General features: G+C 74.0%; 19 protein-coding genes and 1 pseudogene. 9 read left to right on the forward strand and 11 right to left on the reverse strand.

The window, feature by feature from the left end; translation table 11 throughout:
- Positions 1–37: 37 nt before the first annotated feature.
- From EF918_RS09930 to rsmH, 3 genes and pseudogenes are all read right to left on the reverse strand, one after another.
- Positions 38–1873: pseudogene (locus EF918_RS09930) on the reverse strand (peptidoglycan D,D-transpeptidase FtsI family protein); the annotation flags it as partial.
- Between the two features lie 21 nt (positions 1874–1894).
- A complete protein-coding gene (locus EF918_RS09935; RefSeq protein ID WP_125643920.1) occupies positions 1895–2449 on the reverse strand; it encodes a septum formation initiator family protein in 555 nt (184 codons plus the stop codon).
- 67 nt (positions 2450–2516) lie between these two features.
- Complete coding sequence (gene rsmH, locus EF918_RS09940; RefSeq protein ID WP_125643874.1) at positions 2517–3476, reverse strand: 16S rRNA (cytosine(1402)-N(4))-methyltransferase RsmH; 960 nt, start codon at positions 3474–3476, stop codon at positions 2517–2519.
- A 308-nt stretch (positions 3477–3784) separates the two neighbouring features.
- Between rsmH and EF918_RS09945 the strand changes: the two genes are divergently transcribed.
- The 4 genes from EF918_RS09945 (at position 3785) to EF918_RS09960 (ending at position 9326) form a co-directional block, all read left to right on the forward strand.
- The gene (locus EF918_RS09945) at positions 3785–4336 is read left to right on the forward strand and encodes a carbonic anhydrase (RefSeq protein ID WP_260610022.1); all 552 of its coding nucleotides are present in this window, start codon (positions 3785–3787) and stop codon (positions 4334–4336) included.
- Between the two features lie 147 nt (positions 4337–4483).
- The gene (locus EF918_RS09950; protein WP_125643878.1) at positions 4484–5530 is read left to right on the forward strand and encodes a MoxR family ATPase; all 1047 of its coding nucleotides are present in this window, start codon (positions 4484–4486) and stop codon (positions 5528–5530) included.
- Positions 5530–6894 carry a DUF58 domain-containing protein gene (locus EF918_RS09955; RefSeq protein WP_125643880.1) on the forward strand — a complete coding sequence of 455 codons (1365 nt, stop codon included), beginning with the start codon at positions 5530–5532 and terminating at the stop codon, positions 6892–6894. Before EF918_RS09950 ends, EF918_RS09955 begins: the two co-directional genes overlap by 1 nt.
- Complete coding sequence (locus EF918_RS09960) at positions 6891–9326, forward strand: DUF3488 and transglutaminase-like domain-containing protein (RefSeq protein ID WP_125643882.1); 2436 nt, start codon at positions 6891–6893, stop codon at positions 9324–9326. Before EF918_RS09955 ends, EF918_RS09960 begins: the two co-directional genes overlap by 4 nt.
- A 320-nt stretch (positions 9327–9646) precedes the next feature.
- Here the strand turns inward: EF918_RS09960 and EF918_RS09965 are convergent, their stop codons facing one another.
- The 3 genes from EF918_RS09965 to EF918_RS09975 are packed head-to-tail and all read right to left on the reverse strand — an operon-like array spanning position 9647 to position 13399.
- Positions 9647–10276: a TetR/AcrR family transcriptional regulator gene (locus tag EF918_RS09965; RefSeq protein ID WP_125643884.1), complete on the reverse strand. Its 630-nt coding sequence runs from the start codon at positions 10274–10276 to the stop codon at positions 9647–9649.
- A gap of 23 nt (positions 10277–10299) precedes the next feature.
- Positions 10300–12384 (reverse strand): YhgE/Pip family protein, encoded by a 2085-nt coding sequence (locus tag EF918_RS09970; protein ID WP_125643886.1) that lies wholly within the window; start codon positions 12382–12384, stop codon positions 10300–10302.
- Positions 12356–13399: an ATP-binding cassette domain-containing protein gene (locus tag EF918_RS09975; RefSeq protein WP_125643922.1), complete on the reverse strand. Its 1044-nt coding sequence runs from the start codon at positions 13397–13399 to the stop codon at positions 12356–12358. Before EF918_RS09975 ends, EF918_RS09970 begins: the two co-directional genes overlap by 29 nt.
- 194 nt (positions 13400–13593) lie before the next feature.
- On the opposite strand from EF918_RS09975, the gene EF918_RS09980 reads away from it, so the two are divergent.
- The 5 genes from EF918_RS09980 to EF918_RS10000 all read left to right on the forward strand — a co-directional run bounded on the left by EF918_RS09980 (position 13594) and on the right by EF918_RS10000 (position 17878).
- A complete protein-coding gene (locus tag EF918_RS09980) occupies positions 13594–14067 on the forward strand; it encodes an SAV_6107 family HEPN domain-containing protein (protein ID WP_125643888.1) in 474 nt (157 codons plus the stop codon).
- Positions 14068–14143: 76 nt separating this feature from the next.
- Complete coding sequence (locus EF918_RS09985) at positions 14144–14902, forward strand: methyltransferase domain-containing protein (RefSeq protein WP_125643890.1); 759 nt, start codon at positions 14144–14146, stop codon at positions 14900–14902.
- A 327-nt stretch (positions 14903–15229) separates the two neighbouring features.
- Positions 15230–15628, forward strand: coding sequence for a DUF3040 domain-containing protein (locus EF918_RS09990; RefSeq protein ID WP_125643892.1), 399 nt, complete (start codon positions 15230–15232; stop codon positions 15626–15628).
- 98 nt (positions 15629–15726) lie between these two features.
- Positions 15727–16368 carry a DUF4126 domain-containing protein gene (locus EF918_RS09995; protein WP_125643894.1) on the forward strand — a complete coding sequence of 214 codons (642 nt, stop codon included), beginning with the start codon at positions 15727–15729 and terminating at the stop codon, positions 16366–16368.
- A 10-nt stretch (positions 16369–16378) separates the two neighbouring features.
- Positions 16379–17878: an NAD(P)/FAD-dependent oxidoreductase gene (locus EF918_RS10000; RefSeq protein ID WP_185921672.1), complete on the forward strand. Its 1500-nt coding sequence runs from the start codon at positions 16379–16381 to the stop codon at positions 17876–17878.
- A gap of 66 nt (positions 17879–17944) precedes the next feature.
- On the opposite strand, the gene EF918_RS10005 is transcribed toward EF918_RS10000, so the two are convergent.
- From EF918_RS10005 to EF918_RS10025, 5 genes are all read right to left on the reverse strand, one after another.
- Entirely contained in the window at positions 17945–18835 is an 891-nt protein-coding gene (locus tag EF918_RS10005; protein ID WP_125643896.1) for a hypothetical protein, read from the reverse strand.
- 47 nt (positions 18836–18882) lie between these two features.
- Entirely contained in the window at positions 18883–19797 is a 915-nt protein-coding gene (gene metF, locus EF918_RS10010) for a methylenetetrahydrofolate reductase [NAD(P)H] (RefSeq protein WP_125643898.1), read from the reverse strand.
- Positions 19798–19912: 115 nt separating this feature from the next.
- A complete protein-coding gene (thiE, locus tag EF918_RS10015; protein ID WP_125643900.1) occupies positions 19913–20563 on the reverse strand; it encodes a thiamine phosphate synthase in 651 nt (216 codons plus the stop codon).
- A gap of 90 nt (positions 20564–20653) precedes the next feature.
- Positions 20654–21019: an Rv2175c family DNA-binding protein gene (locus tag EF918_RS10020; protein ID WP_125643902.1), complete on the reverse strand. Its 366-nt coding sequence runs from the start codon at positions 21017–21019 to the stop codon at positions 20654–20656.
- 77 nt (positions 21020–21096) lie between these two features.
- Positions 21097–22335 carry an NAD(P)/FAD-dependent oxidoreductase gene (locus EF918_RS10025; protein WP_125643927.1) on the reverse strand — a complete coding sequence of 413 codons (1239 nt, stop codon included), beginning with the start codon at positions 22333–22335 and terminating at the stop codon, positions 21097–21099.

Here is a 22335-nt window from a genome sequence, read left to right on the forward strand (position 1 = left end):
GATCGTTGTCACTGCTGGTGCCTCACGCTCGTGGTGGTCACTGGCCGGGCGGCGGGGTGGGCTGCGGGCCGGGGTCGAAGGTGACGGGCAGACCGGCCGGGGCGGTTCCGGTCGGGGCCACCTGGAGGGTCTTCAGGGCGAACTCCATGACCTTCTTGTAGATCGGGCCGCAGATCTGGCCGCCGAAGTAGCTGCCCTTGGTGGGGTTCTGGACGGCGCAGTACACGGTGATGCGCGGGTTGTCGGTGGGTGCGAACCCGGCGAAGGAGGCCGTGTAGCCCTTGTAGCGGCCGGTGGCCGGATCCACCCGGTTGGAGGTTCCGGTCTTGCCGCCGACCCGGTAGCCGGGGATCTTCGCCTTGGTCCCGGTGCCCTCCTCGTCGTCGACCACCGACTCCAGCATCTGCGCCAGCGTCTTCGCGGTCTCCTCGCTGATCACCCGGGTCTTCTGGGGGGCCGGGGCGGGCGTGAAGCGGCCGTCGGGGCCCTTGGTGCCGCGGACCAGGGTCGGGGTGACGCGGACGCCGCCGTTGGCGATGGTCGAGTAGACGCTGGCCGCCTGCATGGCGTTGAGGGAGAGTCCCTGGCCGAAAGGGATCGTGTACTGCTGGGAGGTCGACCACTTCTCGGGCTCGGCCAGGATGCCGCGGGACTCGCCGGGGTAGTCCAGGCCGGTGGGCCGGCCGATGCCGAACTTGGTCAGGTACCCGTACAGGATGCGGTTGGCCTCGCCCTGGGTGTCGCCGAGCTGGCCGGTGGCCAGGATCGTGCCGATGTTGGAGGACTTGGCCAGCACCCCGTTGAGGGTCAGGTACCAGGTGGGGTGGTCGATGTCGTCCTTGAACAGCCGGTCGCCGCGGTGCAGTCGGTTGGGGACGGTGACATGGGTGAGCGGGGAGGCCTTCTTCTCCTCCAGCACCGCCGCCATCGACATCACCTTGGCCGTGGAGCCGGGCTCGTAGACGTCCTGGAGGGCGGCGTTGCCCATGGCGGCGGAGCGGGCCTTGCTGAGGTCGTTGGGGTCGAAGCCGGGGGCGTTGGCCATGGCGAGGACCTCGCCGGTACGGGTGTCCTGGACGATGACGTAGCCGCGGTCGGCGCCGGACTTCTCGACCTGCTCGGTGATGGCGCTCTGGGCGGCCCACTGGATGTCGCGGTCGATGGTCAGTTCGACGTCCTCGCCGGGCACGGCCGGTTCCTCGCGGGAGCCCGCGGTGGGCACCTGGCGGCCGCCGGCCTGGGCGTAGGTGATCTCGCCGTCCTTGCCGGCCAGCTTCTTGTCGAGGGCGGACTCCAGGCCGCCGGCGCCCTTGCCCTCGGCGTTGACGTAGCCCAGTATCCCGGCGGCGAGCGTCCCGTTGGGGTACACGCGCTTGCTGCTGGGCTCCTGGAAGACCCCGGCGAGGACGTTGGCGCCGGGGCCGTTGTTCTTCTTGTCGGCCTGCGCCTTCTCGGCGAAGACCCGCTTGAGGTCCTTGATCTGGTTCCAGACCTGGGGGGTCTGGCGGCGGGCGAGGACGACGTAGCGGGTGTTCTTGCGCAGCCGGTCGGCGAGGTCCTTGGGGTCCTTGTCCAGGATCGGCGCGAGCAGCGCGGCGGCCTGCTCGGGGGCGTCGGGGGCCTTGCTCTCCTTCGGCGTGAACATCGAGGGGTCGGCGGTGATGTCGTACGCGTCCACGCTCGTGGCCAGGGCCACGCCCTTGCGGTCGGTGATGTCACCGCGCTCGGCGGCCAGCGTGTAGTTGGCGTACCGGTTCTTCGAGGCCTCGGCGGAGTACGCGGAGGCGTCCACGGCCTGCACCTGGAGCAGCCGGCCCACGAAGACCAGCATCACCAGCGCCAGCCCGACGCCGACCAGGCGGAGCCGGGGCCGGCGCCCGGTGGGTCATGGAGGTCACCTGCCGGAGGTCTGTGGGTTCGGCGCGGGAGAGGACGAAGGGCCTTGCGCAGCCGGGCCCTGGCCGGCCTGGCCCTGGCCGGTCGGGTCGGCACCCGCCGCGGCCGGGGACGGCGCGGCCTGGCCCGCCGGGGCCTGGGAAGGCGCGGCCTGGCCCGGCGAGGGCCGGTCGGAGGGCGTGGGCGTCGGGCTCGGTGGGGGCGGGGCTTCGGCCTGGGTGGCCGTACCGCTCACGGCACCGTCGGGCCCGAGGAAGACCGGGCTGCCGCCCGGGACCAGCCCCAGCTCCCGGGCCCGCCGCTCCAGCGCGTCGGGCGCCGAGTGCGCGTCGACGTCCCGCTGGAGGGCCTGCTGCTCGTCGGTGAGGGCGGTGGTCTCCTTCTTCAGCCTGCTGAGCTGGAACGAGCCCTCGTTGAGCGCCGAGTTCAGCAGCAGCAGGCTGATCAGTCCGCCGCCCAGGAGGGCCACGACCAGCAGCACGAAGGGCGTGCGGGCTGCTTGCCCGCCCCCCTTCCCGGCGGGGCGGACCGTCCTGGTCCGCCCGCGGCGCATCCGCGTCAGCGTGGCCGCCCCTTTGCTCACCAGACCTCCTCGCGCTCCGGCGCCGCAGCGGCCGGGATCACAGATTCGCCTCGCGGATGCGCTCGACGCCGCGGAACCGTGCCGGGGCCGCCCGCCGGTTCTCGGCGATCTCCTCCTCCGTGGGAAGTTCGGCGCCGCGGGTCAGCAGCTTGAGCTTGGGCAGGTACTTCTCCGGGACCACCGGCAGACCGGGCGGCGCGGTGCTGGCCGCGCCCGCCGCGAAGACCTGCTTGACCAGGCGGTCCTCCAGCGAGTGGTACGACAGCACGGCGATCCGGCCGCCGACCGCGATCCGGTCCACGGCGGCCGGGATGGCCCGCTCCAGGACCGACAGCTCGCCGTTGACCTCGATGCGCAGGGCCTGGAAGGTGCGCTTGGCGGGGTTGCCGCCGGTGCGCTTGGCGGCCTGCGGCAGCGCGTCGCGGATCAGCTCGACCAGCCGGGCACTGTTGCTGAACGGCTCCTTCTCGCGCTCGCGGACGATCGCCGAGACGATCCGCTTGGCCTGCTTCTCCTCGCCGTAGGCGCGCAGGATCCGGACCAGCTCGCCGGCCGGGTAGGTGTTGAGCACCTCGGCGGCGCTCATGCCGACCGTTTGGTCCATGCGCATGTCCAGCGGGGCGTCCTGGGCGTACGCGAAGCCGCGGTCGGCCTCGTCGAGCTGCATGGAGGAGACGCCCAGGTCGAACAGGAAACCCTGGACGGTGGGCAGGCCCAGCCGGTCGAGGACCTCGGGCAGCTCGTCGTAGACGGCGTGGACCAGGGTGGCGCGGTCCCCGTAGGGCGCCAGGCGCTCCCCGGACAGCCGCAGGGCCTCCTTGTCGCGGTCCAGGCCGATCAGCCGGGCCTCGGGGAAGCGCTTCAGCAGGGCCTCGCTGTGGCCGCCGAGCCCGAGGGTGCAGTCGACCACGACCGCTCCGGGCTCCTGAAGTGCCGGGGCCAACAGGTCCAGGCACCGCTGGAGCATCACCGGGACGTGGCGGGACTCGCTACTCACAGCGCCCTCTCAAACTAACGGCGCGGCACGCGTACGCGCCGCGCACGCGGGGATTCGGCAGGGGCCGGGCGGCCGGTCGGGACCGGGCCCGGGCCGGTTCGCGCCACTTTAGTCGACGGTTCCCCGCACGGGGGGAACCGGCCCGCGCCCGGTGTGCCCCGCCCCCGACCAACCCCCAAAAGCCGCGAACCACCCGATCGGCGGCCCCCTACCCACTCCTGTGGGTTAGCTCACAACAAGGTCCGTTGACGTTCTTTGTCCCTCCTCACACCCTGCCGGCACCCCGCGTGACCACTAACGTCGTAGTCATGACGACCTCCGCACACCTTCCTGCCCACTCCACCCCCCGGGGCTCCGGCGGCGAAAGCGTCACCGACCGGCTGGTGGAAGCCAACCGCCACTACGCCGAGCACTTCACCGACCCCGGCATGGACGCCCGCCCCGTCCTCCAGGTGGCCGTGGTGGCCTGTATGGACGCCCGCCTCGACCTGCACGCCGCCCTCGGCCTGGAGCTCGGCGACTGCCACACCATCCGCAACGCGGGCGGCGTGGTCACCGACGACACCATCCGCTCGCTCACCATCAGCCAGCGCGCCCTGGGCACCCGCAGCGTGATACTCATCCACCACACGGGCTGCGGCCTGGAGAACCTCACCGAGGACTTCCGGCACGAGCTGGAGGACGAGGTCGGCCAGCGCCCGGCCTGGGCGGTGGAGGCCTTCCGCGACGTCGACCAGGACGTCCGCCAGTCCATGCAGCGGGTCCGTACGAACCCCTTCCTGCTGCACAAGGACGATGTGCGAGGCTTCGTCTTCGACGTGCACACCGGGCTCCTGCGGGAGATCGATCCCGCCGCGTAGGTGACACAAGTGAGTGACACCGGGCGGTGACGCCGTCAAGAATGCGGGGTGACGCCGCCGGGAAACCTCCCGACCGGCGTCCCTGTTTCGGGGTGGGCCGGTCATGCGCAGTGGGCGTCGGCCCGGGAAAGGGCCGAGGAGAACCTGGTGACGACCTATGACGACCGTGCGAGCCACGGGGGCACCCCCGCGCGGGCGAAGGCGAGCGTGGGCGCGGACCTGACCGCGACCGCGGACCGCGTCCGCCGCTCGGTGGAGAGCGTGATCGAGGGCAAGCCCGAGGTCGTACGGCTGGCGCTGACCGTGCTGCTCGCCGAGGGGCACCTGCTGATCGAGGACGTCCCCGGCGTCGGCAAGACCATGCTGGCCAAGACGCTGGCCCGGTCCATCGACTGCTCGGTGCAGCGGATCCAGTTCACCCCGGACCTGCTGCCGTCGGACATCACCGGCGTCAGCATCTACGACCAGCAGCGCCGGGAGTTCGAGTTCAAGCCCGGCGCGATCTTCGCGCAGATCGTGATCGGTGACGAGATCAACCGCGCCTCGCCCAAGACCCAGTCCGCACTGCTGGAGTCCATGGAGGAGCGGCAAGTCACCATCGACGGCTCCACCTACGAGCTGCCGTCGCCGTTCATGGTCGTCGCCACCCAGAACCCGGTGGAGATGGAGGGCACCTACCCCCTGCCCGAGGCCCAGCGCGACCGCTTCATGGCCCGGGTCTCCGTCGGCTACCCCAGCGCCGAGGCCGAGCTGCAGATGCTCGACGTCCACGGCGGGATCTCCCCGCTCGACGGCCTGCGGCCGGTCGCGCACGCCCAGGACGTGGTCGAGCTGATCGAGGCCGTGCGCGACGTGTACGTCGCCGAGCCGGTGCGGCGCTACGTCGTGGACCTGGTGGCGGCCACCCGGCACCACCCCGACCTGCGGCTGGGCGCCTCCCCGCGGGCCACCTTGCACCTGCTGCGGGCCGTGAAGGCCTCCGCCGCCCTGTCCGGGCGCGACTACGTGCTGCCCGACGACGTCCAGGCGCTGGCCGCCCCGGTGCTCGCGCACCGGCTGCTGCCCACCCCCCAGGCCCAGCTGGCCCGGCGCACCGCCGAGCAGGTGGTCGGCGAGATCCTCCAGCGCGTGCCCGTCCCCAGCGCCCACGGGCGCGGTGAGCAGCCGCCCGGCGTGGGCGTGCGGGGGTACTGATGGAGGCAGGTGCCCGCGACGGCGCCGACGGCGAGCGCGGCGGCCTGCGCACGGCCCTGTCCGGGCTGACCACTCGCGGCCGGTCCTTCCTGGCCGCCGGGATCGCCGCCGCCGTGTGCGCGTACGTCCTGGGCCAGGACGACCTGCTGCGCGTCGGCCTGCTGCTCGCCGTGCTGCCGCTGATCTGCGTCTACGCCCTGCACCGCACCCGCTACCGGGTCTCCGGCAGCCGTCGGCTGACCCCGCTGCGGGTGGCCGCGGGCGGCGAGGCGCGGGTGCAGTTGCGGCTGGACAACGTCTCCCGCATGCCCACCGGGCTGCTGATGCTCCAGGACCGGGTCCCCTACGTGCTCGGGCCCCGGCCCCGCTTCGTGCTGGACCGGGTGGAGCCGGGGGGCCGCCGAGAGGTGTCCTACCGGGTCCGCTCCGACCTGCGCGGCCGCTACCCGCTGGGCCCGCTCCAGCTGCGCCTGACCGACCCCTTCGGGCTGGTGGAGCTCACCCGCTCGTTCAGCTCGTACGACACCCTGACCGTGGTCCCGCGCACCGAGCCGCTGCCGCCGGTACAGCTCGCCGGGGAGTCGGGCGGCTACGGCGACGGCAGCCAGCGCTCGCTGGCGCTGGCCGGCGACGACGACGTCATCCCGCGCACCTACCGGCACGGCGACGACCTGCGCCGGGTGCACTGGCGTTCCACCGCCCGCTACGGCGAGCTGATGGTGCGCCGCGAGGAACAGCCGCAGCGCAGCCGGGCCACCGTGCTGCTGGACACCCGGCACCTGGCCTACGAGGGCGCCGGGCCGGACTCGGCCTTCGAGTGGGCGGTCTCGGCGGCCGCCTCGGTCCTGGTGCACCTGCTGGAGCGCGGCTTCTCGGTGCGGCTGCTGACCGACACCGGGGACACCGTCGGCGACGGCGGGGGCGGCTTCTCGGCCGCCGGGCACGAGGCCGCCGAGGCGGCCGGGCTGATGATGGACACCCTCGCGGTGATCGGGCACTCCGAGGGCGCGGGCCTGTCCCGCGCCCACGACGCCCTGCGCGCCGAACGCGGCGAGGGCATGCTCGTCGCCTTCTTCGGCGACCTCGACGACGCCCAGGCCACGCTGGCGGCCCGGATGCGGCCGAACGGCGGGGCGCTGGCCTTCCTGCTGGACTCCGGCGCCTGGACCGGCCGGCCGCCGCAGGAGGCCGCGGGGCCCGCGACGGGCCTCGCCCCGCACGAGCGGCTGCGGCGGCTGACCGAGGGGGGCTGGACGGCGCTGGACGTGCCGCCGGGCGCCGCCTTCGGCGAGCTGTGGCGGCTGGCGGCAGGAACGCCCGCCGGGCCGGGCACGGGAACACGTACCTCCGGAGGTCGGTCATGAGCGGGCGGGCGAGACTGACGGTCTTCTCGCTGCTGGCGACGCTGCTCACCTCGGCCGCGCTGCTGCCGCTGGTGCACCCGGCGACCTGGCTGGTCCAGGCGGCGATCCTGCTGGCGGTGCAGAGCGGGGTCGGGGCGGTGGCCCGGCGGATCCCGCTGGCGCGGGTGCTGACCGTCGCCGCCCAGGTGCTGGTGTCGCTGCTGCTGCTCGCCCTGCTGTTCATCGGCGAGGGCGAGGGCTCGTCGGGCGGCGGGGCGCTGAGCTATCTGGTGACGGACTTCGGCGGGCTGTTCCGCCAGGGCGTGCAGGACGTGGCGGAGTTCGCCATCCCGGCGCCGCTGACCCCGGGGATCCGGCTGCTGCTGGTCTGCGGGGTGCTGGTGGTCGGCCTGCTGGTCGACCTGCTGGCGGTCACCTTCCGCACCGCCGCCGCGGCCGGGCTGCCGCTGCTGGCCCTGTACTCGGTGGCGGCCGGGCTGTCCACGGGCGGCACGGCCTGGCTGTGGTTCCTGCTGGCCGGCTGCGGCTACCTGCTGCTGCTCCTGGCCGAGGGCCGGGACCGGCTGGCCCAGTGGGGCCGGGTGTTCGGCGGGACCCCGCGCGGCGGCGGCCCCCGGGCCGGGGCCGGCAGCCACGGCGGGGCGCTGGAGGGCGGCCGTCCGCTGGCGCCCGTACGCACCGGGCGGCGGATCGGCGCGGTGGCCCTCGGCGTGGCCCTGCTGCTGCCGGCGGCCCTGCCCGCGCTGGACGGCGGACTGCTCGACGACAGCGGACAGTCCGGCGACAACGGCAAGGGCCAGGGCGGCACGATCTCCGCGGTCAACCCGCTGGTGTCGCTCCAGAGCAGCCTGAACTCCCAGGACAACCGGGAGGTGCTGCGCTACCGCACCGACAACCGGCAGGTGTCCGACCAGTACCTGCGGATCCTCGCCCTCGACGAGTTCAACGGCGTCAAGTGGGAGGCCTCGGGCCGCGCCCTGACCGACGTACCTTCCCGGCTGCCCGTCCCGCAGGGGCTCGGCGACCCGGTGCGGCAGACGGCCACCGAGGTGCGCACGAGCGTCTCGGCGGCGGGCAACTACGGCCAGCGCTACCTGCCGATGCCCTACCCGGCGACCCAGGTGGACATCCCCGGCCGCTGGCGGTACGAGCCGGCCGGGCGGACGCTGGTCGGCGACCAGACGGGCAAGGACAAGTTCCAGACCGTGCAGGGCGTGCAGTACACCGTGCGCAGCCTGCACCTGCGGCCCACCGCGCAGCAGTTGTCGACGGCCCCGGTGCCCGCCGCGAGCGTGCTGTCCGAGTACACCCGGCTGCCGGACAACCTGCCGCCGATCGTCGCCGACACCGCGCGCGAGGTCACCAAGGGCGCGCGGGACAGCTACACGAAGGCGGTCAGGCTCCAGGACTGGTTCGCCGAGGACGGCGGCTTCCGCTACGACACGAAGGTGTCGTCGGGGACGGGCTCGCAGGCCATCGCCCGGTTCCTCCAGGACCGTGAGGGCTTCTGCATCCACTTCTCCTTCTCCATGGCGGCGATGGCCCGCACGCTGGGCATCCCGGCGCGGGTGGCGGTCGGCTTCACCCCGGGCACCCAGCAGGCGGACGGCAGCATGGTGGTCACCATGAAGAACGCCCACGCCTGGCCGGAGCTGTACTTCGAGGGGGTCGGCTGGACCCGGTTCGAGCCGACGCCGGGCCAGGGTTCGACGCCCGACTACGCCCGGCCCGAGGCCCCGGTGACCCAGCCGACCGCGCCGACGGCGCTGCCCTCGCAGAGCAGCCAGGCGCCGGCCCCGGCGCCCTCGGCGTCGCAGGACTGCCCGCCGGAGCTGAAGAAGATCGGCGAGTGCGGCGGGCCGGTGGCCGGTCAGCAGACCGGTTCCGGCAGCGGCGGCCCCTCGGCCGGGACGGTGATCGGCTGGACGGTCGCGGCCGTCCTGCTGCTGGGCCTGCCCCTGCTGCCGGTGCTGTGGCGCCACCGGGTCCGTACGCGCCGGCTGGGCCGGCCGGACGTGCTCACCGCCTGGCGCGAACTCGGCGACTGCGCCTGGGACGTGGGGATCCCCCCGGACGGCGCGCTGTCCCCGCGGCGCGCGGCGCAGCGGGTGGCGGTCCTGGGCAAGCTGGAGCGGGACGCCGCGGACGCGGCACTGCGGGTGGCCTCCGCCGTGGAGCGGCTGCTGTACGCCCCTCCGGGCACCGAGGCCGGGTACGAGGGCCTCGCGGCGGACGTCCTCCTGGTGCGGGCCGGGCTGCTGGCGGGCCTGGGCCGGCGGGCCCGGCTGCGGGCCCTGCTGCTGCCGCGGTCGGCGGCCCGGGTGGGCCGGGCCCTGGCCGCCCGGCGGACGGCCCTGGCCACGGCGGTGACGGCCCGTCTGACGGCGCTGCGCGACCGGCTCCCGGCGCTGCCGCTGCGCGGCCGGGGCTGAGGAACGCCGGACCACCGGAACGCCCGGACAACAGAACGCCGGAACGCCGGTGCCGTCGGGCCCGATCCCCCCGAGCCCGCCGCACCGGCGTTCCGTTTTCCCCCACCCCCGTGGTCGGGCGAGGTGCCCGGTCCGCTCCGCGGCCCCGTGTCCGCGGTGCGGGCCGGGCTCCCCCGTCCGTGCCTCCCATTCTGCTGTTCCCGCAGGTGGGAGCCCATCCGTACGCATACTCATCCCGATGACTAGGTACGGATACCTAGTTCTACGCGCCGCGCGGCGCGCAGGGCACCGCCGACCGGGTCACGGCGCCCCGGCGCCGGTCAGCGGCTTCCGCTCACCCGTCCGCGCAGCAGCAGCGACAGCGCCGAGTGGACGTCGTCCAGCGAGCGTTCCCGCTGGAACGACTGCCAGTCCAGCGCGGCCACCAGCACCATGCCGACCAGCGCCGCCGCGGTGAGCGGGACGTCGATCTCGCTGCTGAGCTCGCCCCGTTCGACGCCCTCGGCCAGCACCTTCTCCACCACGGCCACCGCCTCCCGGCGGACCACCATGAGGGTGGACTGCCAGGCCCGGTTGGTGCGCCAGAGCTCGGCGACGTAGAGCTGGGTGAAGGCCGGGTAGCGGTCGATGAAGACCAGGCCGGCCCGGATCATCGCGTCCAGCGCCTCGATCCGGGTGCCGCCGCGCCGCTCGGTCTCCTCGGCGGCGTCCCGCAGCGAGGCGGTCAGCAGGCCGACCCCGTGCCGCAGCAGTTCCTCGAAGAGCTCGGTCTTGCTCGCGAAGTTGTAGTAGACGGTGCCCTTCGCGACGCCCGCGCGCTCGGCGATCTCGTCGACCGTGGTCGCGGAGAAGCCCTGTTCGGCGATGAGCGTGACGGCTGCTTCGTAGAGCTTCTGGCGCGTGGCCTGCCGGCGCGTGGCGCCGGTGCCCGTGCTGGTGCTGCTGTCCATGGCGCTGATTGTCACAGGTCCCCCTACAGGCTCAGTTCCGGATGCAGCCGGTCCATGGTCCATACCTGCTTGCCGCGGGCGGCCAGGGCGGTCAGGGCCAGGGCGCCGACCGTGAAGGCGGCCAGGACGCCGAAGCTCTGCCAGACGACGGTCAGGTCGCCGCCGGTGATCAGCCGGCGCAGGCTCTCTACCACCCAGGACATGGGCAGGTAGGGGTGGATGGCGTTGAAGAAGCCGGGGCTGGTCTGGATCGGGTAGGTACCGCCGGCGGAGGTGAGCTGGAGCATGAGGACCACCAGGACCAGGATCCGCCCGGCCGCGCCGAACTTGGCGTTCAGCCACTGGACGATCGCCGCGAAGCAGGCGGTGACCAGGGCGAGGAAGCCGAGGGTGAGCGCCGCGTGGGCCATCTCCAGGCCGAGGCCCCAGTGCAGGACGGACATCAGCATGGCCACCTGGGCGATGCCGAGCGAGGCGACCGGCAGCCACCCGGCCAGGGCGATCCGCCAGGGCGAGGCGCCGGCGGCCAGGGCGCGCCGGTTGAGCGGCTGGATGAGCATGTACGCGACCATCGCGCCGACCCAGAGGGAGAGCGGGATGAAGTACGGGGCGAAGCCGGTGCCGTAGTTGGGCGCCTTGTGCAGGGACTCGTTGGCGAGCTTGACCGGGTCGGCCATCACCTCGGTGCGGCCTTCGCGCTGCTGCTGGTCGTAGTCCGGGATCCGCCCGGCGCCGTCGTGCAGGCCGTCGGCCAGGGCACCGTTGCCGTCGGCCACCTTGTAGATGCCGCCGCTGAGGCTGTGGGCGCCCTCGCCGAGCTTGCCGACCCCCGTGTCGATCTTGGCGGAGCCGGAGGTGGCGGAGCCGAGGCCCTGGTGGAGCTTGACCATGCCGTCGGCGACCTTGTGGGCGCCGTCGTTGAGGGCGTTGACGTCCGCGACGGCCTTCTTGAGGTCGGCGGACAGGGCCGGCCCGTCGGCGACGAGCTTGCGGGCCTGCTTCTCCAGGGTGTCGAGCTGGCCGCGGAGCTTGCCGAGGTCGCCGCCGGAGTTCTTGACCAGGGTGTGGGCGTCGGTCGCGAGCACGGCGGCCTCGGCGGCGTCGTCCCGGACCTTCTTGAGCTTGGGGCAGGAGGCCGGCGCCGGCTGGGCGTTGGTGCACATCTGCGTGTAGACGTCGGCCGCGCCGGTGGCGACCCGCTTGCTGGCGGCCTCGGCGGCCGGGGCCTTCTTGGCGAAGGTGTCCAGGTGCGCGTTGACCGTCTTCGCGGTGTCGGCGACCAGCCGGGCGGTGTCGACGATCTGCTGCTGGTTCTCCTTCAGGAACGGCTGGGCCTTGGCGTTGATGCCGTTGACCTTGTCGGCGAGGGTCTGGGTGCCGTCGGCGACGCTGCGGGAGCCGGTCCTGAGCTGGCCGGCGGCGCCGTTGAGGGTGCGCAGGCCGTCGGTGAGCTCGCCGGTCTTCTCCTTGGCCGTGTCGAGCTTGTCGGCGAGTTCGGCGGCGCCCTTCTGGGCCCGGTCGGCGCCGTCGGCGAGCTTGTCGGCGTTGCCGGCGGCGTCGGCGGTCTTGTCGTGCAGGTCGGAGAAGCTGACGAAGATCTTGTCGTAGAAGCCGCGGGAGGCGTTGGTGGACGCGGCCGCGCGGACCTCGGAGAAGACGGTGCGGGAGATCGAGCCGACCACGTAGTTGTTGCCGTCGTTGGTCTTGACCTGGAGGGCGCTGGTGGCGGGGTCGTCGCCGGAGCTGGAGGCGATCTTCTCGCTGAAGTCGGCGGGCATGGTCAGGGACAGGTAGTAGGTCCCGTTCTCCAGGCCCTTGGCGGCCTGGGCGGCGCTGACCTGCTTCCAGTCGAAGGTCTTGCTCTCCAGCAGCTTCTTGGTGATCTCGTCGCCGGCCTCGATCCGCTTGCCGTCGACGGTGGCGCCGCGGTCGGCGTTGACCAGCGCGACGGGCACCTTGTCGAGGCGGCTGTACGGGTCCCAGAACGAGCAGAGGTAGAGGCCGCCGTAGAGCAGTGGCAGCAGGAGCAGCGCCACGAGCGCGGCCCGGGGCAGCTTGCCCCGGCCGAACCGCTTGAGCTCAAGCGCGGCGAGCTTCGGCGAGCGCATCCTCGTCGGTCCCCTTCGTGTTCTCGGTGTCGGTCTTGTCGGTGCCGGTCCTGTCGGTGCCGGTCTTGTCGGTGCCGGTCGTCTCGGCGTCGGTCGTCTCGGCGTCGGTCGTCGCCCCGTCGTGGGTGGCGGCCGGCGCGGCCGGGGCTGCCTGGTCGGCGGCCGGGGCGGTCGCGGCGGCCGGGCCGGCCGGGGCGGTCGCGGCGGCCGGGCCGGCCGGGGCGGTCGCGGCGGCCGGGCGGCGCAGGCGGCGGCGCGGGGCCCGCTCGGGGTCGGCCGCGTGGGCCGGCGCGGCGATCTCGGAGGCGGGGGCCGTGCGCAGGACGACCGCGTCCTCGGGGGCCTCGCTGCACACCGCCAGGACGGTGGTGCCCGCGGCGGCGATGTTCCGCAGCAGGGCCCACACCTCGGCGCGTTCGGCGTCGGAGAGCTTGAGGTCGGTGTCGTCCAGGGCCAGCAGCCCGGGGCGGCCGAGCAGCGCGATGGCCACCGACAGCCGCAGGTACTCCAGCCGCTCCAGGTCGCGCACCGAGGTGCGGTCGCCCTTGGGCAGGGTGGCCAGGTCCAGGCCGGCCGCGGCCAGGGCGGCGTCGATCCGGGCCCGGGTGGCGGCGGCCCGCTCGGCGGGCCGGGCCAGCAGGGCCCGGACCGGTCCGTCGTAGCGGCGCTGGAGCAGGGCGGCCTCGCGCAGCTGCTCGGCGACGGTCAGGGCCTGGTCGAGGTCGGTGACCCCGGGCACCGGCCCGAGCGCGGTGGCCTTGCGGACCGCGGTCAGGTGCTTGGGCAGCCGGTGACCGGCGACCTCCGCGTGTCCGTGGGTCGCCTTCATCCGGCCGGTGAGGGCGAGCAGCAGGCAGGTCCGGCCGCTTCCCGACGGTCCTTCGACCGCGATCAGCGAACCGGGCGCGGCGTCCAGGTGCACGCCCCGGAAGACCCAGCCGCGCGGGCCCTTGAGTCCGAAGTCCACGGCTGTGACGGCCGCGCCTCCCCCGGCTGCCGCCGGGAGGTGCCCCAGGCTGTCCACGCCCTCCCCTTTCTTTGAACTGACCAGTCAGTTCAAAAACTTAGCACCTTTCCGCGGGGGATCCGCGCACCGGGGGCGAGTTGGCCGGAAGGCAGTGCAAAGGAGCAGGTCAGTGGCGTTGTCAGTGGCGGGCTTCACGATGGGGTCAGCGCAACACGACAGAACGCAACGACAGGAGGTTCGTCATGGCCACACCGTCCCCGTCCCCTGTCCACCCCGTCCTGCGGAGGTCGGCCGCGGAGCCGGCCGCCCTCGACCTGCTGGCCAAGGCCCACCAGGGCCTGGCCGAGGCCGCCCTGCTCGACCGGCCCAACGAGCGGTACGCCACCGCCCACCTCGCCGCCCTGCGCACCGCGGCGGCCGTGCTGGCTGCCCGGGGCCGGCCCGAGCCGGTCAACCCGCGGCGCCGGCCGCGGATCCGCAGCGCCTGGGAGGTGCTCCCCGAGATCGCCCCGGAGCTGGTGGAGTGGAGCGCGCTGTTCGCCTCCGGAGCCGCCCGCCGGGCCCGGGCCGAAGCGGGCATACCCGACGCGGCCAGCAGCCGGGACGCCGACGATCTGCTGCGCGCCGCCTCGATGTTCCTGCGCCTGGTGGAGCGGATGCTGGCCCTCCAGCCGGTGCTCCCCCAGCCACGTCCGGAGCGCCCGGACGCGGGATGAGCTGCTCGGCTGCGGGAGGCAATAGGGTGGGAGCGCACGTTCGCCCCGCCCCTTCCGCGCCGAGGAGTCATCAGCCGTGTCGGACACTTCCCTCCCCCGTGCCTCCCTCCGCACCGCCGTGGTGTGGGAGGTCCTCAAGGAGGCCCTCGACCGCCGGGCCAAGGCGACCGGGCGGGACGTGCTGGACGTGCTGGACACCGGCGGCGGCACCGGCAAGTTCGCCGTCCCGGTGGCCCGGCTCGGCCATCGGGTGACCGTGGTCGACCCCAGCCCGAACGCGCTGTTCGGGCTGGAGCGCCGGGTCACCGAGGAGGGCGTCGCCGACCTGGTCCAGGGCGTGCAGGGCGATGCGCAGGGCCTGCTGGACGTCGTCGAGCGGGAGGCCTACGACGTGGTGCTCTGCCACGGCGTGCTGGAGTACGTGGACGACCCGGCCGAGGGCGTGGCCAACGCCGTGGCCGCCCTGCGCCCGGGCGGCACGCTCAGCGTGCTCGGCGCCGGGCTCGGCGGTGCGGTGCTGGCCCGGGCGCTGGCCGGCCACTTCACCGAGGCCCGGACGGCCCTGACCGACCCGGCCGGCCGCTGGGGCGACGGCGACCCGGTGCCGCGCCGCTTCACCGCCGACCAGCTCTCCGAGCTGGTCGGGCAAGCCGGGCTGGAGGTCGGCGCCGTGCACGGCGTACGGATCTTCGCGGACCTGGTGCCCGGAGTCCTGGTGGACACCGAGCCGGGCGCCGCACAGGCCCTGCTCAAGCTGGAGGAGGCCGCCGCGGAGCTGCCGGCCTTCCACGCGGTCGCCACGCAGCTGCACGTACTGGGCGAGAAGCGGGCCTGAACTGCGGCGCAGTCCCGGCAAGGCGGTACGGCGCAGACCCTCCGAACCGGCGCTCGGCGCCGTATGATCGAGGACACGCACCGGCATGGTGGACAGGGCATCGGGGAATAACGGCCTCAGCGCCCGCCCACCCGACGGTACGGTTTGCGCAGTGTGATGACAGTGCTTGGTTGTGACAGTGCTTGTGGTGCAGTGCTTGTTGGGGCTGTGCTCTCTTTGAAAAGCAACGTGGCGTAGAGGGGCGGGTTTCACGGGGGCGATTCCCTGCCTATCCTGAAGGGGACCCCCGGTCGCTCCCCCCGCGACCGACGGATGAGGAGAACTCCCGTGCCGCTCTCGGAGCACGAGCAGCGAATGCTCGAACAGATGGAGCGAGCGCTGTACGCCGAAGATCCCAAGTTCGCGACAGCGCTCGAGGGAAGCGGGCTGCGTACGTACACCCGGCGACGGGTCTACCAGGCAGTCGCAGGCTTCCTGGTGGGTATCGCGCTCCTCATGACCGGTATGGTCGCGCCGGACCTGCTGTGGATCAGTGTGGTGGGCTTCCTCGTCATGCTGGGCTGCGCGGTCCTCGCGATCACCGGATGGCGCAAGGCACCCAAACCTGGTGAGCACCCCGTCGGCGGTCCCGGTGGAGCGGGCCGCGGTCACAACCGGCAGCGCCGGTCGATGATGCACCGCATCGAGGAGCGGTGGCAGCGTCGCCGCGACGAGCAGGGCCACTGAGCCCGTAACAGCTGAGCCCGAGGGGGCGGCCGCCGAGAGCGGCCGCCCCCTCGCGCGTTCCCCCTCCGGGCGGTGCGCCGCTGCGTCATGATGACCGGGTGAGTGTGCTCCCCCTGGTCTTCACCAGCGGCTGGGCCAGCGGGATCAACGCCTACGCCGTGGTCCTGCTGCTCGGCCTGTTCGGCGCGGCCGGGTTCACCGACCAGGTGCCCGAGTCGCTCCAGCGCACCGACGTGCTGGTGGCGGCGGGCGTGCTGTTCCTCTGCGAGGCCGTCGCCGACAAGATCCCGTACGTGGACACCGCGTGGGACGCCGTGCACACCGTGGTCCGGCCGGCGGCCGGGGCGGTGGTCGGCGCCCTGCTGGCCGGGCAGAGCGGATCCCTGCCCGATCTGGCGGCCGGGGCGGTCGGCGGCTCCACCGCGCTGGCCAGCCACGCGGTCAAGGCCGGCACCCGGATGGCGATCAACACCTCGCCCGAACCGTTCACCAACGTCGTGGTGAGCAGCGCCGAGGACCTGGGCGTGGCCGCCCTCGTCACCTTCGCGATGTTCCATCCCGGTGCCGCTGCCGTGATCGCCGCCGTGCTGCTGGCGGCCGGTCTGGCCCTGCTGGTCCACCTGTGGACCCGGATCCGCCGGTTCCTGCGCCGCCGGGCCCAGCGCCGCGAGGAGAAGCGGCTCGCCGCCCTGGAACGCACCGGCGCCCCGCCCGGCGGTCCCCCGGGCGCCGGCGGATAGGGTCGGCCGCATGGCACGAATTGCGGTGATCGGCGCCGGGATGGGCGCGATGGCGACGGCGGCCCGGCTGGCGGTGGCGGGACACCGGGTGACGGTGTACGAGCGCGCCGCCACCTACGGCGGCTCGCTCGGCCGGTACGAGCGGGACGGCTTCGCCTTCGACACCGGTCCCGGCCTGCTGGACCTGCCGGCCGTCTACCGCGACCTGTTCGTCAAGACCGGCAAGCGCTCCCTGGAGGACTGCGTCGACCTGGTCCAGGTCGACCCGGCCGTGCGTCACCTGCTGGCCGACGGCACCGACGTCACCCTGCCCGGCGCCTCCCGCGGCGGGGTCGCCGCCGTCCTCGACCAGGCCTTCGGGGCGGGCGCCGGGGCCCGCTGGAGCGCCGTCATGGGCCGCGCCCGCGAGGCCTGGGACCGTACCCGCCGCCCGCTGCTCGAAGAGCCGCTGTGGCCGAACTGGGAGGTCCTGGGCCGCGAGCCCTACCCGTACACGCGCGGCAGCGGCCTGCTGCGCCGCCGCCCGCCGACCCTGGCCGAGGTGGCCCGGCGCGAGCTCGGCGGCTCCCTGGCCCGGCTGCTGGAGGCACCGGCACTGGAGCGCGGCCTCGATCCGGCGCTCACGCCCGCCTCGGCGGCGGTCCTGCCCTACATGGAGCACACGTTCGGGAGCTGGTACGTCCGCGGCGGGATGCGGGCCCTGGCCACCGCCGTCCACGAGCGCTGCCGCGAGCGGAAGGTGGAATTCGTCCTCGGTGCGGAGGTCCGGGAGATCCTGGTGCGGGACGGCCGGGCGGCCGGTCTGCTGCTGGCCGACGGTACCGAGGTGGCGGCCGACACGGTGGTCTGCGGGGCCGCCCCGGGCCGGCTGGTGGAGTCCGCCCTGCCCGGCGGCCGCTGGCCGGAGGGCACCGTGGCGCCGCACGAGGGCGTCGCCGGCCGGTTCACCGTGTTCCTGGCGCTGCGCGGGGCCCGGCCCGAGGGCACCGTCCACCGCACGGTGGTGCACTCCCCCGATGCCTCCGGGGAGGCGGCCGCCGGGTTCGCCGGGGAGCACGCCGGGCCCCCCACGGTCACCGTGCTGCGGCCGGACGATCCGGCGACCGTGCCCGACGCCGGCCACGAGGCGGTCACCCTCAGCGCCGTCTGCGCCCCTCAGGGCGTCCTGGACTGGTCGGACCGGGATCTGGTGGCCCGCTACCGCGAAAGGCTGCTGGACGCCGCCTCACGGGCCGTCCCGGACCTGCGGGAGCGGCTGCTGTGGCACGAGGTGCGCACCCCCGCCGACATCGAGGCGGCCACCGGCGCCGAGGGCGGCGTGGTCCCGGCCCCGGCCCTGGCGGGCTCCGCCGCGACGTTCCTGCACCCGTCGAACAGCAGCCCGCTGCCGGGCCTCTACCTGGCCGGCGGCTGGTCCCACCCGGGCGGCGGTCTCCCGCACGCCGGTATGACGGGCGCCCTGGTCACGGGCCTGATCGTGGAGGGCCCGGACTTCCGCGGCTCCCAGTGACCGGCGCCCCGGCCCGGCCCCGCCCCTGCTGCGGCCCCGGCGCGCGTGCCGGAGCCGCTGCCGGACTCAGTAGCGGTACTGCTCGTACTCCCCGGAGCCCTGGTACGGGTACTGCTGGGGGTCGTGCCCCGGATAGGGCTGCGGCTGCTGGGGCTGGGCCGGGTAGGGCGCGTCGACGTCCCGCTGCTGCGGCACCCACACCCCGCCGGGCGGGGTGTCCGTCGCGTACTGGGGGTCGGTGTACTGCGGGTACCCGGCGTAGGGCTGGGCCACCCCGCCGCCGGTGCCGATGTACGGGTCCGAGTAGGCGGCGTAGGTCTGCTGCTGCCCGTAGGCGTACCCGGCCTCGTAGCCGCCCTGCTGCTGCGGGTCGTAGTAGGCCGCGTACTGGTGGGCGTCCTGCTCGGGCCCGGCGAAGCTGTGCGGCGCGCCCTGCCCGGTCGGGGAGAAGCTCTGGATGCCGTACGAGCCGGTGTCGTCGTCCATCGGCTGCGGGAGGTAGACCTGGTCGGCCGCGACCGGCCGCTCCGCGTCCGGGCCGCCGGCCCCGTCCGCCGCGGTGGCCGGGTCGTCGTCGTACTCCAGCGCGGTGACCTCCAGCGCCGGCTCCGGCGGCCGCGGGGCCGCCCCGCGCCGTCGCTTGCCCGACCGGCCGCCGCCGGAGCGGCCGCCGGCCGGCGGCGCGGACGCGGCGTCCGGGGCGTCGCGGCGCAGCGCCCATCCGGCCACGAAGCCCTTGCGGAAGGACAGCGTCACCAGGGTCTGGCCGATCGCGAACGCGCCCGCGCCGACGGCGATCACCGGCACCGACGGCAGCACCACACCGGCGACCACGCCGAGGAAGCCGACGAAGGCGAGCAGCCGCCAGCGCAGCCGCGCCTTGTACTGGAGCAGCACCTCGGCCAGCAGCCACAGCGCGACGAAGCCGAACGCGACGTAGAGAACCGTCATTCCCATGCGTGGCCCCTCTCGGTCGGCCGCCCACGGGTCACGCGTACGGCCGGTCAGGCCCGCTGGTGCAGACCCAGGTTCTCGTAGATCTCGAGAGTCGCCGTGGAGTTGTTCGTGATGAAGTGCAGCCCCGGGACACCCTCGGACAGCAACCGCGCGCAGAACTCCGTGGCGAACTCGATGCCAATGGAGCGTACAGCGGCCGGATCGTCCTTGACGGCGAGGATGCGCTCTTTCACGTCCTCGGGGAAGGCCGCGTTGCTGAGCTGGGGCAGCCGGTCGAGGGTGCGCGCGTTCACAACGGCCATGACTTCAGGGATGATCGGGGTGTCGCAGCCGGCCTTGGCGACGCTGTCGCGCAGCCGCAGATAGTTCTCCGGGTGGAAGAACATCTGGGTGATCGCATAGTCGGCACCCGCGCGGCATTTGTCGACGAAGTGCCGGATGTCCGTGTCCCAGTCGGTGGAACGGGGGTGCATCTCGGGGAACGCGGCGACGCCCACGCAGAAGTCGCCGGACTCCTTGATCAGCCGGACCAGGTCGGCGGCGTAGGTGACGCCCTCCGGGTGCTTGACCCACTCGCCCATCGGGTCGCCCGGCGGGTCGCCGCGCAGGGCGAGCATGTTGCGGATGCCGGCGTCGGCGTACTGGCCGAGGACGTGCCGCAGTTCGGCCACCGAGTGGTCGACGGCCGTCAGGTGGGCGACCGGGGTCAGGATGGTGTCGGCGGCGATCTCCTGGGTGGCCTTGACCGTGCCGCCGCGGGTGGAGCCGCCGGCCCCGTAGGTCACCGACACGAAGCTCGGACCGACCGCCTCGACCCGGCGCAGCGCGTTCCACAGGCTGCGCTCGCCCTTCTCGGTCCGGGGCGCGTAGAACTCGAACGAGTACGAGGGCTTGCCGGAGGCGAGGATGTCGCGCACGGTACGTGCGCGGTCCGGGCGGGTGGAAGCGGTACCAAGGGCCATACCGGCAGGTTAGACGCGGTCTCACAACGGACGAAGTGCTGTCCGAAAGGTGGACAGATTTTTGGACACTTGGTCGCACGCCCGGCCCTGAGCTGCTACGTCGCCGCGGAAGGGGTCACGCGAGGCGCTCACGGACCCGCTTGGCCAGGTCCGCGGCGGCCGCTCCGGGGTCCGTGGCCCCGGTGAGCGCGCGGACGACCACGATCCGCTCGGCGCCGGCGTCCAGGACTTCGTCCAGATTCGTGGTGTCGATGCCGCCGATGGCGAACCAGGGGCGGTCCTGGCGCAGCGAGGCGGCGTACCGGACGAGGTCCAGGCCGGGGGCGTACCGGCCGGGCTTGGTGGGGGTGGGCCAGCAGGGGCCGGTGCAGAAGTAGTCCACGCCGGGCTCGGCGGCGGCCGCGGCGACCTCGGACTCGGCGTGGCAGGAGCGGCCGATGACCACCCCGTCGCCGAGGACGGCGCGGGCGGCGGGGACCGGGAGGTCGCCCTGGCCGAGGTGGAGCACGTCGGAGCTGATGGCGTGCGCGACGTCGGCGCGGTCGTTGACCGCGAGGAGCTTGCCGTGCCGACGGGCGGCCTCGGCGAAGACGGCGAGGTGCTCCAGCTCCTCGCCCGCCTCCATGCCCTTGTCGCGCAGCTGCACGATGTCGACACCGCCCGCGAGGACGGCGTCGAGGAACTCGGGGAGGTCGCCCTGGCGCTTGCGGGCGTCCGTGCACAGGTAGAGACGGGCGTCGGACAGCTGGGCGCGGACGTCGTTCATCGGGCGGTTCCCCCCTGACAGGCGGGGGTACGGGCCCGGCCGGGCCCGTACCCCGCGTGGTGCGTGGTGGTGCTGGAGCGGTGGAACGGATCAGACGGCGAGCGCCTGGGCGCGGCGCTTGACCTCCGTGCCGCGATTCTCGCTCAGGGCCTGCGCGGGGGTGCCCGGCAGGGTGTCGTCCGGGGTGAAGAGCCACTCCAGCATCTCTTCGTCGCTGAAGCCGTCGTCCCGGAGCAGGGTCAGGGTGCCGCTGAGGCCCTTGACCACCTTGTCGCCGTCGATGAAGGCGGCGGGCACCTGCAGCGCACGGTTCTCACCGCGCCGCACGGCGATGAGCTGGCCCTCCTTGACCAGCTGCCGGACTCGGGTCACCTCCACGTCCAGCATTTCGGCGATGTCGGGGAGGTAGAGCCACTCGGGGACGAGTGCGTCGATCTTTGCGTCAATCTCGGTCACGGGACAAGCCTGCCATCCGGGACGGACAGCCGGTAGTCGGGCGGGCCGAGCGGGGGCCGCGGGGCCGCCCCGGCCGCTCAGAGCGTGGCCGATTTCAGGGGGACGGTCGGGTCGGCGGTGCGGACCGGGTCCATGGGGGTGCCCGCCTCGATCAGCTTGCGGCCCTGGGCCAGGTCGCGGGGGCGGCCCACGGCGAGGACGGCCACCAGGGCCCCGTCGCGCAGCCAGCACACCGACCAGGCGGCGCCGGCCGGGTCGCCGCGCCACAGCAGGGTGTCGGCGCCGGCGTGGTGGCCGGCGTACTGGACGAACCGGCCGAACTGCTCGGACCAGAAGTACGGGACGGGGTCGTAGACCTGCGCCGTCCCGCCGCCCGGCCCCGCCACGATGTCGGCGGCGACGGTCCGCGGGCCCTGGAGGGCGTTGTCCCAGTGGTGCACGAGCAGCCGGGCGCCGTAGCGCGCGGAGGGGAACGAGGCGCAGTCGCCGACCGCGTGGACGTCGGGCAGCGAGGTCCGCAGCCGGTCGTCCGCGACGACCGCGCCGTCCGGGCCGAGTTCCACCCCGCTCCCGGCCAGCCAGCCGGTGGCGGGCCGGGCCCCGATGCCGACGACCACGGCCCCGGCCGCCAGGGTCCGCCCGTCGGCCAGCAGCACCCGGCCGGGCTCGACGGCGGCCACCTTCGCCCCGGTCTCCAGCCGGACGCCGGCCTCGGCGTACCAGGCGGCCATCGGCGCGGCCACCTCGGCGGGCAGGGCTCCGGCCAGCACCCGGTCGGCCGCCTCGACCACGGTCACCGCGCAGCCGGCCTCGCGCGCGGCGGTGGCGAACTCGGCCCCGATCCACCCGGCGCCGACCACCACGAGGTCGGGTGCGGCGGCGAGCACCGGGCGCAGCCGGGCGGCGTCGTCGAGGGTGCGCAGCAGGTGCACGCCGGGCACGCCCTCGGCGCCTGGCAGGTTCAGCGGCTCGGCGCCGGTGGCCAGGACCAGCACGTCGTACGCGACCGGGCCGGCCTCGGTGTCCACCTGATGGTCGGCGGCCCGCAGCGCGGTGACCTCGACGCCGAGGCGCAGTTCGATGCCGAGGCCCTCGAAGTCCACGTCGAACGCGGCGCTCTCGGCCTTGCCCAGCAGGACCGCCTTGGACAGCGGCGGGCGGTCGTAGGGCTGGTGGGGCTCGGCGCCCAGGAGGGTCACGGAGCCGGTGAAGCCCTGTTCCCGCAGGGCGACCGCGGTCTGCACACCGGCCATCCCGGCACCGACGACGACCACGTGGGGCCGGGTCCGCGGGGCGTCGCCGCGGGTCTGCTGCAT

Source organism: Streptomyces sp. WAC06614, from assembly GCF_003949795.1.
Classification (GTDB): Bacteria; Actinomycetota; Actinomycetes; order Streptomycetales; family Streptomycetaceae; genus Streptomyces.